Genomic DNA, 13,871 nt, shown 5'->3' on the forward strand with positions numbered 1-13,871 from the left:
AACATGCTACCTCCATCGAACTCCGAAGCCACTTCGATCGATCGCCGCAACCTGTTGCAGACGCTTGGTGGCGGCATGGGCATGCTGGGCGCAGCCTCGATGCTCTCTCAGCCCGCCGCGGCGGCCGCAACTGCTGGGGGCCGCGTGTTGCACAATCCGCCCAAAGCGAAACGCGTGATCCATCTGTTCATGAACGGCGGTCCGTTTCAGTGCGATCTGTTCGACCCCAAGCCGATGCTGAACAAGTTTGCGGGGCAGCGGCCGGCAGAGGCGGATCTGGTTACCGAGCGGAAGACCGGCAACCTGCTGGCATCGCCAGCCAAATTCAAGCCCGCCGGAAAGAGTGGAGTTCCGGTCAGCGACCTGCTGCCACATCTGAGCAAGCATATCGACGACATCTGTGTGTTGCGATCGATGCACGCCGACAATCCGAACCACGGCCCGGCGCTGCTGCAGATGAACAACGGCACGATTCTGCCGACCCGCCCCAGCATGGGCGCTTGGTTCCTGTACGGTCTGGGGACCGAGAACCAAAACCTGCCCGGGTACGTCGTCTTGTGTCCGGGGCGACCGGTCCGGTTCTCGATCCTTTGGAACAGCGCCTTCCTGCCGTCGGCTCACCAAGGAACCTATATCAATCACTCCAACCTCGATCCCGCCAAAATGGTTCCCTACCTGCGGAACGAACAATGGGATCGCCAGGCGCAGCGACGTCAACTGGACCTGATGCAGAAGCTCAACACCGCCCATCGCGAAATGCGTGGCAGCGACCCGGCTTTGGATGCGCGGATGCAATCGATGGAGACTGCATATCGGATGCAGACTCAAGCCAACGACGCCTTTGATCTGAATCAAGAATCAAAAACGACCCGCGAGAACTATGGCTCCGGTCACTTTGCCAACGGCTGCCTGTTGGCTCGCCGCTTAGTCGAACGAGGCGTCCGTTTTGTGCAGCTGTATTACGGCAACGGACAGCCCTGGGACACGCACTCCAAGCACGACGAGAGTGTCAAAAAGTTGGCGAAGAACATCGACCAACCGACAGCGGCGCTGTTGGGCGATCTGAAGCAGCGCGGCTTGCTGGAGGACACGCTGGTGATTTGGGGCGGCGAATTTGGCCGGACGCCGACGTCGGAAAACGGCAACGGACGCGATCACAATCACCACGGCTTCACGATGTGGATGGCTGGCGGCGGCGTTCGCGGCGGGATGACCTACGGCGAGACCGACGACTTTGGATTCAAAGCGGTCCAAGACAAGATGCACGTTCACGACATGCACGCCACCGTCCTGCACCTGTTGGGCCTCGATCACGAGCGCCTGACCTACCGCTACGCCGGCCGCGACTACCGCCTGACCGATGTCCACGGCCGCATCGTCGAAGAGATCATCGCTTGACCGCTGAGCTGAAGTGAACGAGCGGTCCGACACTCATTGCTTCGGAACATCCGCGACAAAATATTCGTGCTGAACCCATTGGGCCTCGACCTCGCATTCGAGCATCACGCGCCCGAGTTCAAAGTCGTCCATCGCACCGCGGACCGGCACCTCACCGCAATCCAGATGATTGCCAATCGCTGGATTGGCGGCGATCCCAGTGATCATCGAACGAATCCGAATCGCTCGGATCGGCCCGCCGACGGCAGCGAAGTGTTGGCCGTAGCCGCCAGCGCGCCCGTGTGTGGAATTCAGAGCTGCGATCGCATCCCACGACCAAGGAGCTTGGTCGGGAGAGAGCCGCAGATCTTGTCGCAGCGATTCGGCAAAGGGTTCCAGGTCGACGCTTGCTTTCACCGTGGCAAAGGCCTCGCCGTCGTAACGGCTGACAAACTGCACCCCTTCGATCGTGAAAGGCCGAGCCGCAGCGGTGGAGACGTTTTGCCCTAGGAGTCGCGTCGCGGACTCCGGCATCGTTTCGGTAAGTGCAGCCCGCAATCGTGGCGAATGTTGAGGCGTGCCGATCGGTGGGACAAACCCGCGATAGCCTCCCTCTTCAGCCGTTTGCTTGCGGAACGCACGGGCGAGCGGCACAAACTCGTTTTGCCGACGACCGGCTTCCGCATCGGCGACGCGGCCTCGCCATCGCAACAGCTCGCGTGAAGCGGCTCGCTCGCCAGAAATCGTCGCGGCGGCGTCCCCCGTTTTGGCAACTAGCGAATCTAACGCAGCGTCAAAAATGAGATAGCGATCTTTCGGCGGAAGCTGCTGGGAGGCCTGAGCGATCGCATCGATATAATTGCGGTAGAGTGCCAGCGCTTCACCGGCGGAAACTCGCTTTGCATCGGCTTCGATCAACTGAGCCAACGAGGCGTGCATGTAGGCTCGCGTCTCATCGATCGCGACCAACCAGCGGCCTCCCGGATCTTCCGTTTCGCCACGAGCGTCTCCATAGCCCGCGGGGGTGGGGAAACGCAGGCCGGTTGTCATCGCCGCCCATTCGATGGCTCGACAACGTGCACAAGCGACGCTCATCGCGTGCCAGCGATTGACGAGCACCAGAATCGCCTCGGGCCCCGACAGCGTCTTGCCGCCAATCGTACAAGTTCCGGAGTCGCCGACTTCGCGGACCGCGGTTTCCATGTCGGTCGCCAAAGATCCAACGTCCGGAGCGACCGCTTGGATTGCTGCGGTCAGCTGTTGCTTGGCAGCTTCGATCCGCACCGGACGCAGCGCTGCATCGATCTTCGACGTGATGGCCAACGGCTGAACGTACTTTCGCGTCGAGCTACCTGTCAGCCAACCCAACAGTGGATAGAGCGAGTCGATGCCAGCCTGGTATTTCGCTTCCGCCACCGACCACTGCGATCGAGCCGCCAAAGACTCCAGTTCTTTTCCGAGCTTTTGGATCGCTGGCATTTGTTGCTCCAAACGCTGTCGCGCCTGATCGCTCTGCCGCTTTCCACGCTCGGTGGTGCGAGCGGCTTCGAAAGCATCGCGCACCGTTTTCAGATGACTCTGAGCTCGCAATTGGTAGTCGACACCGGCAGGTTCCGCATTAATGACCAACAGCGCTGCATACCGCTGCAACTGCATCGCTTTTGCGTATACCGGCCCTAGTTCATTGATCGGCAATTTTTCAGGTGTGGCAATCGCCTGTTGGTACAACGGCATACGAGGCGTCAAGAGATTGTCGATCTGGGCACACGCAGCGGCTAGCTGCCCGCTGTGCTGACATGCTTGGTGGACATCCAGCGACGCAGTCACGTCCGTTTCCGTCGGATCGGCGAACCCGACCGAACAAAACATGGATCCCGACACGACTCCCAACAGACTGAGAACCTTCAACTTGCCCCACGCCACCGTCAGCATTCGCGGTGCAAGGTTTTTGCAAAGTAACCGTTTCATCATTCGAGTGGCCCTGTGAAAGTACCGGTGACAGCGATCGTCCGATTTTCGTTTGCAAGAGTGAGCGTGCCATCGAGCGTGAGTGTCTGCTGCAAGATCCCTTTTTCTATCGTCAACTGCACCGGTTGAGCGTCGGGGGAATACCAGACCTGATCCCCCGCCTGAAAAAAGAAACGGCCGGAGATCTGCCGGCCTGCCAGTTCATCAAAAGTCGCTTCGTAGACCGGTGCATGAATCAGATAGGTAATCTTCCCTTCGGCCTCCTCTTCGTTGTGGTAGTTCATCACCTGCAAGATCCCGCCACGCCCATCGGCTAGTGTTTGAAACAATATCCGACACCCAAGCTCTTCGTAAACTTGGTCGATCGTCACCGTGGCGGTTGGCTTTGCACCGGTCAGGTCCGTTGCCGTTTGCTGCGCCACATCTTTGGCCGCATCAGCGATATCGGTCACCGCAGCGGTTGCTTTGTTTTTCGCCTCGGCCAACAAATCCGACTCGCCACCGCAACCCGTCAAACAATTTGCCAACACCACGACCAGCAACGCCAAGATCGCTCGTGAATCGATCCCAAGGAACCGTGAAGACATAGGAGAACAACTTGAATAGCGGAAAGAAAAATCGCCTTTACAACGGTACACCATTGCTCAAACGAAACAGCGCGTTGTATCGGATCTTCCGCGTCGACCGTACCCAGGCAGTAGTTAATTTTCGATGAAGCCTGGGTTCCGAGAACAGAATTGAGTGTGTCCCTCGACTCACAAAGTAGAAAGCTGAACTCACCGCGCGGCATTGATGAAAACCGCATCGAGCGGAAGAGGACGCCTCTGTAGTGTCAATCGCCTACGTATCGCAACCGGCTTCGGTGACCGAGGCCACGGAAATCCAAACCTCACACGATTTGAGACCCAAGTTCCACCTCGGGCTTCCTGCGTCCGAGAGTTTTCACCCCCAGTCACTCACATCCTCCCGCCCGAATTGCCGCGCCGCATTGACTCCCGATTAACTTTTGCGACTGCGAATCACAACAAGATGCACATACCAACACCACCGTTTCCTACAGTGCTCAAAAAGGCCGCTCTAGCGTGAAGGTTACGTGAAGGATGCGCGAGAAGTCGATGTGCAATCCTTGTCCGGCGGTGCCCCCCTTTGTAACCTTCCTCACAGCCACTGCGGTTGCAGTCGCGACACCGACACCGAGGCGAATTTCTTAACCAGAAACCATCCGAACCGACTGCAGCAGCTTCACAGTCCCCAACTTCAATACTCAGAAAGCCCAGGAGTCAGAGAGTTGACTTCGGCATGATACGAACCCGGCAAGAGACGAGTTCACTTTTCTTAAGACAACCTTCATCGCTGGCAGAAAACCGCGCCGGCGAATCACCATCGACTGACCCACTTCAACACCCAGGCAAAGGAACGCTTGCTCGCGTTCCAAGGAGGAGCACTCGGCACAGAGAATTCACCGCTAGCAGCCTGACGTAGATGGCAGCCAGCAAAGAGGCACGAGACGACGACCGCTTCGGCTCAATGAAACAAGTCGCCGCCCCGCGCCGAAACCGATTAGAAAACGATTAGAAAACGAAAAATTAAAAGAAAAGCGTTAACACAGTTTAACACAAATTTGGAGAATTGAAGAGATGCAATCTCGAATGAGCCGTAAGGCTTTCACGATCATCGAATTGTTGGTCGTCATTACAATCATCGCGATCTTGGCCGGCCTGTTGTTGCCAGCTTTGAACAAAGCTCGCGAAGCAGCCCGCAACGCCCAATGCAAGAACAACTTGCGTCAATTCGGCATCGCGCTGAACGAATTTTCGGTCCGCGACCCGCAAAGCCGTATGTGCACCGGTGCCAGCGACTTCCGTCGCGATGGATGCATGGACAGCATTGGTTGGGTTGCTGACATCGTTAACAGCGGTTCGGGCAACGTCAACGAAATGCTGTGCCCGTCGAACCCACTGAAGGGATCGGAAAAGCTGAACGACTTGTTGGGAGCCGATACCGACGATAGCAAGGATGGTGCACCGGATTCCGTGCTCAACCTGGGCATGTGTGGCACCACCACTCAGTTTGGTGGTTTGACAGCAACCCCACCATTTATGGGAACAGCGAATTTTTCTGATAACCGTGGCGAGTTGGTGGCCCGGCACTTCTTGGAAAGCGGATACAATTCCAACTATGCAGCGGGCTGGCACCTGGTTCGCGGCATGGTCCGCACCCAATTAGACACCTCGACCGCGCCCGTAAGTTTGATTAGTTCTACCGCGGGTGGAAACACCGGCGGCGACCACAAGGGACTTGATGGAACTTTGGGCGCCCTTCGCCAAACCGTACTGGACCGAAGCCCTGTCCCAGCTGCGAACGTTGGAATCTTGGGTGACGCTGGTCCTGGCGACATTGATGAAGGCGTCATGCTGGGCGACCTGCGATATGAACCGGCGTCTGCAGTTGACTTTAACATCTATGCAAATGGCTCAGAAGAACGTCGCTCGTTCATTACTGAGGGCGAGCTGCTGACCGAATCGTTCAATGATGGTCCTGCATACTGGGACTCGTCCACCAACAAGGTTGTGCTAATGGCTGGTGGTTCTAGCTTGCGCGCACAGGCTGAGTGTGAGCTCAATGGCGCGGGATCGACTATCCAGTGCGCAGCTCCAACCCAAGGCAACGGACTGTTCTTGCAAGACACTCGCGACTGGTTCGCAGTCCACGCTGATTCGGCCAATGTTCTCATGGCTGATGCTTCGGTGAAGGTATTCTTCGACTCTAACAACGATCGTTACTTGAATCCTGGATTCTCCGTCCCAACCAACTTGACACCAGCTCAGTATCTGGCAATCGGATACCGAAGCGGCGACGTCGAAATGGGCCCTGCAGCATTCTTCAGCGGTCTGTTCATCGACGATTCGTACATCAAAGGCAAGTTCGAGTAATCGAACTTTTGGTTGATTCGATCGTAATTTAGTTTGCAAGACAAACTTTGCGGGACGGGGCCGGATTTCGGCCCCGTCCTATCTTTCATTCTACTGATAGATTTTGAAACAGGTTCAAAACTGACATGTTAGCAAAAAGAATTCTAATCGCTGGTGTTGTTACATCGGCTATTTTCGTGCCAATCCTTCTGCTTGCAACTTCGGTAACCTATGAACCGTACGGGGTCGCTGAATCGCAGCGAGCTGAGTTCCGACAGAAGGTTCAAGAGATCAAAGCTCGGTCGGTTGCATTGGAAAGCATCCGCAAAGACCCCGATGCGGCGATCCCTAAAGCCGTTTCCACCCATTCCATGCATGACTTTGGGATGATGGATCCGTTAACCATGGGAAGCCATGCCTTCGAAATCCGCAACGATGGGACAGAGTCGCTGATTCTGACCGGCGGAGAGACGTCGTGCAAATGCACCCTTGTCAAAGGCGCCACGCAGATCATCGAACCGGGCCAGTCAGCTGAAATTGCCCTCAGCTGGAATAGTGGTCGAGTTCGTGAATTCTACCAACAGACTGCGATCATTCGCACAAACGACCCAATCACTCCCGAGATTCAACTGAAGGTCCAAGGCAAGGTGCGTTCCGAGATAGCCACGTCAAGTGAAGAAATACACTTTTCGAACCTTACCCCCGACAGCGAAGGTACGTTTGACCTGGACGTCTATTCGCAACTGTATCACGAGTTCGATATCCAGAAGCTTGAGTCAACAATCGAGGATTTGGTTTGGATCGTCGAACCTCTGGGCAGCGACGAACTGGCTGGTCACCAAGCACGTAGCGGCTTCCGCCTGCATTTACGCCTGCCGACTCGAAACATTGATAGTTACGTTAGCGGCGTCCTGCGATTCAAGGTTCCGCGCCCCATTCTTGGGGAGAGCGATCCAGCGGGGCAGCTAACGATTGATGGTGAGGTTTTGCCAGCTCCGGAATCGACACTCGATCCCGACCTGAATCGCGCAGAGATCGTTCGCGAAATTTCCATTCGCGGGAAGATGCCGAACCGGATCGCGCTTTTTGGCCCTGGTCTAAGCGTCGGATCGGGGCTTGACCTTGGCCTGGTATCTAGCGAGGAGGGCATACAGAGGAAGCTGATCTTGAAGGTCCGAGGAGGGAGAAAGCCCGAGGTTTTGCGAATTGGACGCGTCGAGCCTGAGATAGTTGATGTTTCAATCACTCCCAACGAAAAGCGTGAGGGACTATACACGGTAACGGTTGCAATTCCTGCGGGGATTCCAATGACGATATTCAACACACCACAAAACAAAGGGCGTATTGAAATCGAATCCGACTTGATTCCCAGTGGCGTCCTGGTGATCCCTCTGAAGGGTGCCGTCCTCACCGACTAGGCTACGCGTAAGTGAATTACACTCCCCCCTCTCGGCGCCGACAAATCTGGATAGCATGACTTCAACCAACTCCGTAAACATAAAGACAGCAGGTATCGCTTGCGCAAAATGTAGTGCCGGAAACCCTGAGACAGCAAAGTTTTGCGTTAGCTGCGGGACTTCTCTTTATGAGAAATGTCGAAAATGCGGTTGCTCCATCCGACTGGGCATCACCTTCTGCGGCGACTGTGGATTTAGCGCAAAAGAGGCTTTCGAAAAAGCGCGCGGTGACTTGAAAGAATCGCTGCGACGGGCGATGCAGCTTGGCAAAGAGCATAACTACGAAGATGCGATCTACTTTGCTCAAGCCGCTTCGGTTCCCGCCGACTTCCGTTTCCAAGACCTGGCCGATAAAGCGACTGAACTGGTTGAGCGGCTGACGCAGCGCCGCGACAAATATACAGCCAAAGTCGATCAAGTGGTCCCGGCAGCCAAGGTTGCGTCGGAGCAAGGGCGACTGAACGACGTGATTCAACTCCTTTCATCGGTCCCCCGCGCGCTGTTGTCGGATGATGTCTGGGCGCTTGCCGAACGGGCCAAAGCGTCGCTGAACGAGAAGGGGGATCTCACGCAAGAGATCCGCGATGCGGTGGCCCGCCGCGACTTTCAAGATGCGGGTGAATTGCTCGATCGCATGCTGCACCTGAATCCCGACCAGCCCAAGTTCGTCAAACTGGCCGGGCAGGTTGGTAACGAGCTGATGAAGGCGGCCCTCAAGTTGTGCGAGTCGGGGCAATATCCTGCGGCCGACAAGCGACTCGCTTGCGTTCCGGACGTCGCCAAAAATGAAACCTACCGCAAGATGCGGTCGATGCTGGACGAGTTGTTTTGGGTCCGCAACCACTTGATCCGCTATCCCTACGCCACGCCCGCATTGGCCAAGATCGGCAAGAAGCTAACCAAGCTGACGCCAAATGATCCCAACGCGATCAAGATGCACGAGCAATTGGTGCAGCGAGTCGAATCAGGAGAACGGAATGAGCGTGGGGCGCACGCGCGTTGGAACCTGGATAATCCCGAGTTCTACCGCTGCGAAGTGAATCAGTTGGCAAAGCTGCAATCGATCGATTGCGATGCCGCGGCGGCAATCCAGGAACGCCCGCTGCGATTCGCCACCGCAATTGGTGCTGCATTGCAGGGGATCGGCAAGGCCCGCTACGACATGCGATTTGCCGGAAAGCCACAAGCGTCGGGCATCAAGAAGCTGCTGCAGCGGAAGAAACAGCAAACGGCAGCAGCGTGGGGCCTGGACATCGGCCCCTCCTCGATCCGGCTGGTTCGGATGGAACTGGTGGATGAAGCGACGAAGCCAAAAATAACCGAAGCGGAATACCTCGAATTTGCTGCACCGCTATCGCGTCCCGGCAAAGAGATGACAGCCTCGGTCGCGATCCGCGAGAAGCTGGACCTGTTAGCCGAAAAGTTCCCACTCAAAGACGAACCGGTTTGGATCCTGTCGCCCGGGCGACAAGCGCTCGGGCGTTTTCTCGAAATGCCGCCGTCGGACGACAAGAAGCTCAACGGACTGATCGAAGCGGAGGTGGAGCACCAGTTTCCCGTCCCGCCATCGCAGCTCGTCTGGCGACACTGGCTGGCCGATCCATCGACCGAAGGTGCCGCGCCGCGCTACGCAGCGATCATTGGGGTCCGCGATTTTGTCGTCGATCAACAAATGCGACTCTTCGGTGAAGTGGAGATCGAACCGGCAGGGATGCAGGTCGAACCGGTGGCGCTTGCCAACCTGGCAACGTTTGAATTTGCCGACGTTCTAAAGACGGAAGAGTTCACGATCACGCCCCCCGCGATCGCGATCCTGGACGTGGGTGTAGAGACAAGCATTTTGATGGTCTGCACCGAAAACGCGTTCAGCTATCGCACGTTTGATATGGGAGGCGATCTATGGAGCGGTGCGTTGGCGCGTCAACAAAAGGCGACGATGGACAAGGCCGATCAACTGAAGGCAGCGATCGTAGATCAGCCCCAACTTGCCCCGCTATTTGAATCACTGGACGAGCCATTCGGCCGCTACAACATGCGATTGAAGCAGATGTTTGCTGCCTGCCGGTCGAATCTCGGCGAATTTGTCCTCAAGGGACTGTGGTGCACTGGCGGAGGCTGCCAGATCCACGGCTTTATGGAACGCATCTTTTCGGATGAACAATGAACATTAAATCTACAATTAACATTTTCTTGACCGCGATGCTCCTCCTGGTGATGGGCTGTGGCAGCAGCATGCAAGATGACATGATGGTCCGCGCCAAGGCGCTTGCCGAAGCACGCCGCGCGGACCGTGAAAAGGAAGCGGCCGAAGCGGAACAACAAAAGAAGGAAGCAGCGGAAAAAGAGACTGCAGATGCCGAACCCGCAAAGGCGGAAGTCAAGGTTGCCAAAGCGACACCGCCGGCAGCGCCGCCGAAACCGGCTATTAAAAAAACCGATCCGGTGAAGCCACAAATTGCGAAACCCGCTCCCCCCGTTGCCGCCGCTGCGCCAACTCCATCGCAGGACGCGCCCAGCGTAACGATGGTCGCTGCGTCCGAAACCGTTTCGCTGTCCGCGGGCACGCCGGCGGGGCTCGCGATACCGCCGATTCCAGGACTCATGCCTGCAAATGCAGCCCCCGGTTCCGCCGACGACTTTCCGGCGATGGACTTTGGGAACGATGGGGTCGCCTCGTCGACCACACCATCCTTCGCCCCCGCTGCGCCAGACCCGACGGGCGATACACCGATTCCACCAACGGCCGATGTGAAAGATGCCAGCGATAAGCTGCGCGAGTTGTTCAGCGAACAAATGGCTGCTGCCAAAACGGCTGCCGATCGCGTTGCTCTGGGGCGACTACTGATAGTACAAGCCGACTCGCTGAGTAACGATCCGGCCGCACTCTACGCGACCTTGCAAGCTGCGCGAACCATCGGCTGCTCCGCCGGAAACCTACCACTGGCTCAAGAAGCCGATGTGAAGATCCGACAGGTGTTTGCTGTCGATCCAGAACAAATGCAACTTGACATGATTCGGCGTTTCGCCGGTACCGCCTACACGCCCCATCGCTATGTCGATGTGAATGGTTTTGGAACGATGGCGACCAGCGTCCTGACGGGCGCAATCGAAAAGGACGACTATAAAGTCGCGTCGCTCTGCTGCAACCTGATCGGACGCATGGTCCGATTGGGAGATCAGTCGCTGACTCCGCAGGCATCGGAGCAGTTAGAAAAGTATCTGAAGATTGCCCACAACAAGTACAAGAGTTCGGTGCTGTCGATGGAGGTTCTCCAAGCCAATCCAGCCGATCCGGAAGCCGCTGCCGTGGTGGGAATGTACTTCTGCTTTGTCCGTGGCAACTGGGACGAAGGAATTCGCCTGCTGCGACTCGCCTCGGACGAAAAGCTCTCAAAAGCGGCGATCACCGACAGCACGGCGACGGCAAACGAAACGCCTACCGCGATGGTCCATGCAGGCGATGCATGGTGGGCGGCGAGCGAACACGCCAAAGATCCGCTGTTGGAGTATTTTGGTCGTGGCCGCGCCTTGCACTGGTATCGTCAGGCGCTGCCGCAACTGGGCGAGACTCTCGATCGCTTACGGGTCACAGGAAGATTGAAAGGTTACTCCGAATCGCTCGATGGTAGTCTCGTCGAATCGATCATGCGCGTGGCGGGAAGCAATGCGCCAACCGTCGACTTCTACACAGAAAAATAGTGACCGCAGGCACGAAAGTATCACTACTGGTGAGGTTGAGTATCTGCCTCAAAAGCTGGATCTTTAAGCCTCCTTCACCGATCCTTCACGACCCTCTAGTAGAAAAGGGGGATGAACGATCGCTACAACAACTTGATCGACGTGGAACCCGTCAGCGGCCAGCGATTGGCCGTAATCATTCCAGCGCTTAACGAAGCGCGGACGATCGGCGATGTGATCGACCGGATCCCTCGCGAAATCGATGGAATCGATTCGATTCGAGTGATAGTGATCGACGATGGTTCGCGCGATGCAACCGCCGAGATCGCAACTCAACATGGTGCAACGGTCGTACAACATCCACGTAATCTTGGCGTCGGCGCTGCCTTTGCCGCCGGGCTCGAATACGCGCTCCGCAGCGGAGCCGATGTGATCGTGAACATGGATGGCGATGGCCAATTTCGCCCTGAAGACATCCCCGATCTGATCGCTCCGATCCTGACGCGGCGCTATGGGTTTGTTACCTGCACGCGATTCGCAGACGTTGAAAAGTTACCCGAGATGCCCCAAATCAAACTTTGGGGAAACCGGATGATGTGCCGGTTGGTCAACGCGATCATCGGCGGCGATGGTTTTACCGATGTCTCGTGCGGCTTCCGCGCCTACTCTCGCGACACTGCCCTGCGGATGAATTTGTTTGGCAGCTTCACCTACACGCAAGAAACCTTCATCGACCTCGCAGCAAAGAGAATCTCGATGACCGAGGTGCCGCTGGTCGTTCGTGGCGAACGGGAGCATGGCAAGAGCCGCGTGGCATCAAACCTGTGGCACTACGCCTTCCGCACCTCATCGATCATCCTCCGCGCCCTCCGCGACTGGCGGCCGCTGCTCTTCTTCGGCAGCATCGCCGTAACCTTTTCGGGGCTTGGCGTCGCCATGCTGGCGTTTGTCGGATGGTGGTGGATCACATTCCACCAGACAAGCCCCTGGACGTCGTTGATCACCGTTGGTGGCGTCTTTGCGGTGATGGGAGTCGCGTTTGCCGTACTGGCGCTGATCGCCGATCAAATCGGCCGCAGCCGCAAGATCCAAGAGCAATTGTTGTACATGCAGCGGCAACAAGCTTACGCGCGCAGCGGTTCGGAGCTTGATCGGGCAACGCCCCTTCGAGAAAACCTCATCGAACCCGCGTTTCAGGCGACAACAATATGAAGCCAAACGCAACGCCGATGCGGCTGCTGATCACAACAAGCACCTTCCCGATCCATCCCGACGACGGAATCCCACGATTTGTCCTAGATCTGGCGCAGGCATTGTCCGCGCATGGAGATGTGCGAGTCTTGGCACCCGATGCGCCAGGCGCAGCGACGGACGAACAGATCGGCGATGTGCACGTCCATCGATTCAGCTACTTCTGGCCTCGCTCGCGCCAGCGATTGGCGATCACCAACCAACGCGGCATGCGCGACAATTTGCGTGGCTCGCTGCTAGCCAAATTGCAAGCTCCCTGCTTCTTGATTCGACAGGCGATGGTGGTGCGCCGCGAGGTGCGACGCCACCGGATCGACGTCGTCAACGCGCACTGGTTGGTCCCGCAAGGTTTGACGACAGCCTGGGCGCTGAAACGCATGCGACAAGTCAAGTTTGTATTGCATGTACACGCGGGGGATGTCTACATGCTGCAACGTTTACGCATCGGCCGAGCGATCGCCCGCTATGTCATCAAACGTTGCGATGCAGTGTTCGCCGATGGCAGCCACGTTCGCGATGCCCTGCACGATCTGGTCGGCAACGACTGTGGAACCATCTTGCAGCCGATGGGCGTTGACGGTGCCCGGTTTGCCACCAACACGAACGCTGGACCGGAAGACACGATCGACAAGAATCTCCCCGCACGATACATCCTGTTCGTGGGACGATTGGTCGAAAAGAAGGGGACGATCTACCTGATCCGCGCCCTGAAACGACTACAGCAAACGCATCCAGGAATAGGGCTCGTGATCGCCGGTTTCGGTCCCGACGAGGCAGCCCTGCGTCAGCTGACCGAAGAGCTCGAGCTCACCGAATTGGTAACCTTCCTAGGGCGGCAATCGCACGATCAAATTGTCGATCTGCTGCACGGTTGCCGCGTTGCTGCAGTCCCATCGATCATCGACAGTCGAGGCGAGACCGAAGGAATGCCGACGGTGGTCGTCGAGTCACTAGCCGCAGGAGTCCCCGTTGTCGGCAGTCGCGTCAACGGCATCCCCGACGTCATCCGTCACGCCGAAAACGGCTGGTTGTGCAACGAAAAAGACCCAGCCGACCTAGCTGAAAAACTACAGCTCGCCCTCGCCTGCGATCGCCCAAGCATGCGCACCGCCGCGGAAGCAACCGCCAGGAATTACGATTGGCAGCAAGTCGCTGGCAATTACATGCGTCGAATCATGCAACGATGCTCCCATCCGTTGGGGAGCAATCTTTGATGCGTCGCGATCGA

9 protein-coding genes and 1 pseudogene are annotated in these 13,871 nt (G+C 57.1%); 8 read left to right on the forward strand and 2 right to left on the reverse strand.

The genetic code is table 11. The features are described from left to right. Positions 1 to 3 precede the first annotated feature (3 nt). Positions 4 to 1,398, forward strand: coding sequence for a DUF1501 domain-containing protein (locus tag EC9_RS25095; RefSeq protein WP_145348729.1), 1,395 nt, complete (start codon positions 4 to 6; stop codon positions 1,396 to 1,398). A 33-nt stretch (positions 1,399 to 1,431) separates the two neighbouring features. Here EC9_RS25095 and EC9_RS25100 read toward each other — a convergent pair whose 3' ends face one another. Beyond that, entirely contained in the window at positions 1,432 to 3,348 is a 1,917-nt protein-coding gene (locus EC9_RS25100; RefSeq protein WP_145348730.1) for an acetate and sugar kinases/Hsc70/actin family protein, read from the reverse strand. Continuing rightward, entirely contained in the window at positions 3,345 to 3,932 is a 588-nt protein-coding gene (locus EC9_RS25105; RefSeq protein ID WP_145348731.1) for a hypothetical protein, read from the reverse strand. The genes EC9_RS25100 and EC9_RS25105 overlap by 4 nt, the downstream gene beginning before the upstream one ends. A 1,062-nt stretch (positions 3,933 to 4,994) precedes the next feature. On the opposite strand from EC9_RS25105, the gene EC9_RS25110 reads away from it, so the two are divergent. The 7 genes and pseudogenes from EC9_RS25110 (at position 4,995) to EC9_RS25135 (ending at position 13,857) form a co-directional block, all read left to right on the forward strand. After that, complete coding sequence (locus EC9_RS25110; RefSeq protein ID WP_391556709.1) at positions 4,995 to 6,278, forward strand: DUF1559 family PulG-like putative transporter; 1,284 nt, start codon at positions 4,995 to 4,997, stop codon at positions 6,276 to 6,278. 125 nt (positions 6,279 to 6,403) lie between these two features. After that, positions 6,404 to 7,675, forward strand: coding sequence for an Ig-like domain-containing protein (locus tag EC9_RS25115; RefSeq protein ID WP_145348733.1), 1,272 nt, complete (start codon positions 6,404 to 6,406; stop codon positions 7,673 to 7,675). 55 nt (positions 7,676 to 7,730) lie between these two features. Next, a pseudogene (locus EC9_RS27430) lies at positions 7,731 to 7,895 on the forward strand (zinc-ribbon domain-containing protein); the annotation flags it as partial. 51 nt (positions 7,896 to 7,946) lie between these two features. Further along, entirely contained in the window at positions 7,947 to 9,878 is a 1,932-nt protein-coding gene (locus tag EC9_RS25120) for a type IV pilus biogenesis protein PilM (protein WP_218934432.1), read from the forward strand. A gap of 26 nt (positions 9,879 to 9,904) precedes the next feature. After that, entirely contained in the window at positions 9,905 to 11,413 is a 1,509-nt protein-coding gene (locus tag EC9_RS25125) for a hypothetical protein (RefSeq protein WP_145348735.1), read from the forward strand. A gap of 111 nt (positions 11,414 to 11,524) precedes the next feature. After that, positions 11,525 to 12,604 carry a glycosyltransferase family 2 protein gene (locus EC9_RS25130; protein WP_145348736.1) on the forward strand — a complete coding sequence of 360 codons (1,080 nt, stop codon included), beginning with the start codon at positions 11,525 to 11,527 and terminating at the stop codon, positions 12,602 to 12,604. Continuing rightward, positions 12,601 to 13,857 (forward strand): glycosyltransferase, encoded by a 1,257-nt coding sequence (locus EC9_RS25135; protein ID WP_145348737.1) that lies wholly within the window; start codon positions 12,601 to 12,603, stop codon positions 13,855 to 13,857. Before EC9_RS25130 ends, EC9_RS25135 begins: the two co-directional genes overlap by 4 nt. The last annotated feature ends 14 nt before the right edge of the window (positions 13,858 to 13,871 follow it).

Source organism: Rosistilla ulvae (assembly GCF_007741475.1).
GTDB classification, from domain to species: Bacteria; Planctomycetota; Planctomycetia; order Pirellulales; family Pirellulaceae; genus Rosistilla; species Rosistilla ulvae.

Coding starts and splice junctions, on each gene's coding strand:
- EC9_RS25130 (WP_145348736.1), top strand. CDS start 11,525: ATGAACGATCGCTACAACAACTTGATCGACGTGGAACCCGTCAGCGGC.
- EC9_RS25105 (WP_145348731.1), bottom strand. CDS start 3,932: ATGTCTTCACGGTTCCTTGGGATCGATTCACGAGCGATCTTGGCGTTG.
- EC9_RS25110 (WP_391556709.1), top strand. CDS start 4,995: ATGAGCCGTAAGGCTTTCACGATCATCGAATTGTTGGTCGTCATTACA.
- EC9_RS25135 (WP_145348737.1), top strand. CDS start 12,601: ATGAAGCCAAACGCAACGCCGATGCGGCTGCTGATCACAACAAGCACC.
- EC9_RS25115 (WP_145348733.1), top strand. CDS start 6,404: ATGTTAGCAAAAAGAATTCTAATCGCTGGTGTTGTTACATCGGCTATT.
- EC9_RS25100 (WP_145348730.1), bottom strand. CDS start 3,348: ATGATGAAACGGTTACTTTGCAAAAACCTTGCACCGCGAATGCTGACG.
- EC9_RS25095 (WP_145348729.1), top strand. CDS start 4: ATGCTACCTCCATCGAACTCCGAAGCCACTTCGATCGATCGCCGCAAC.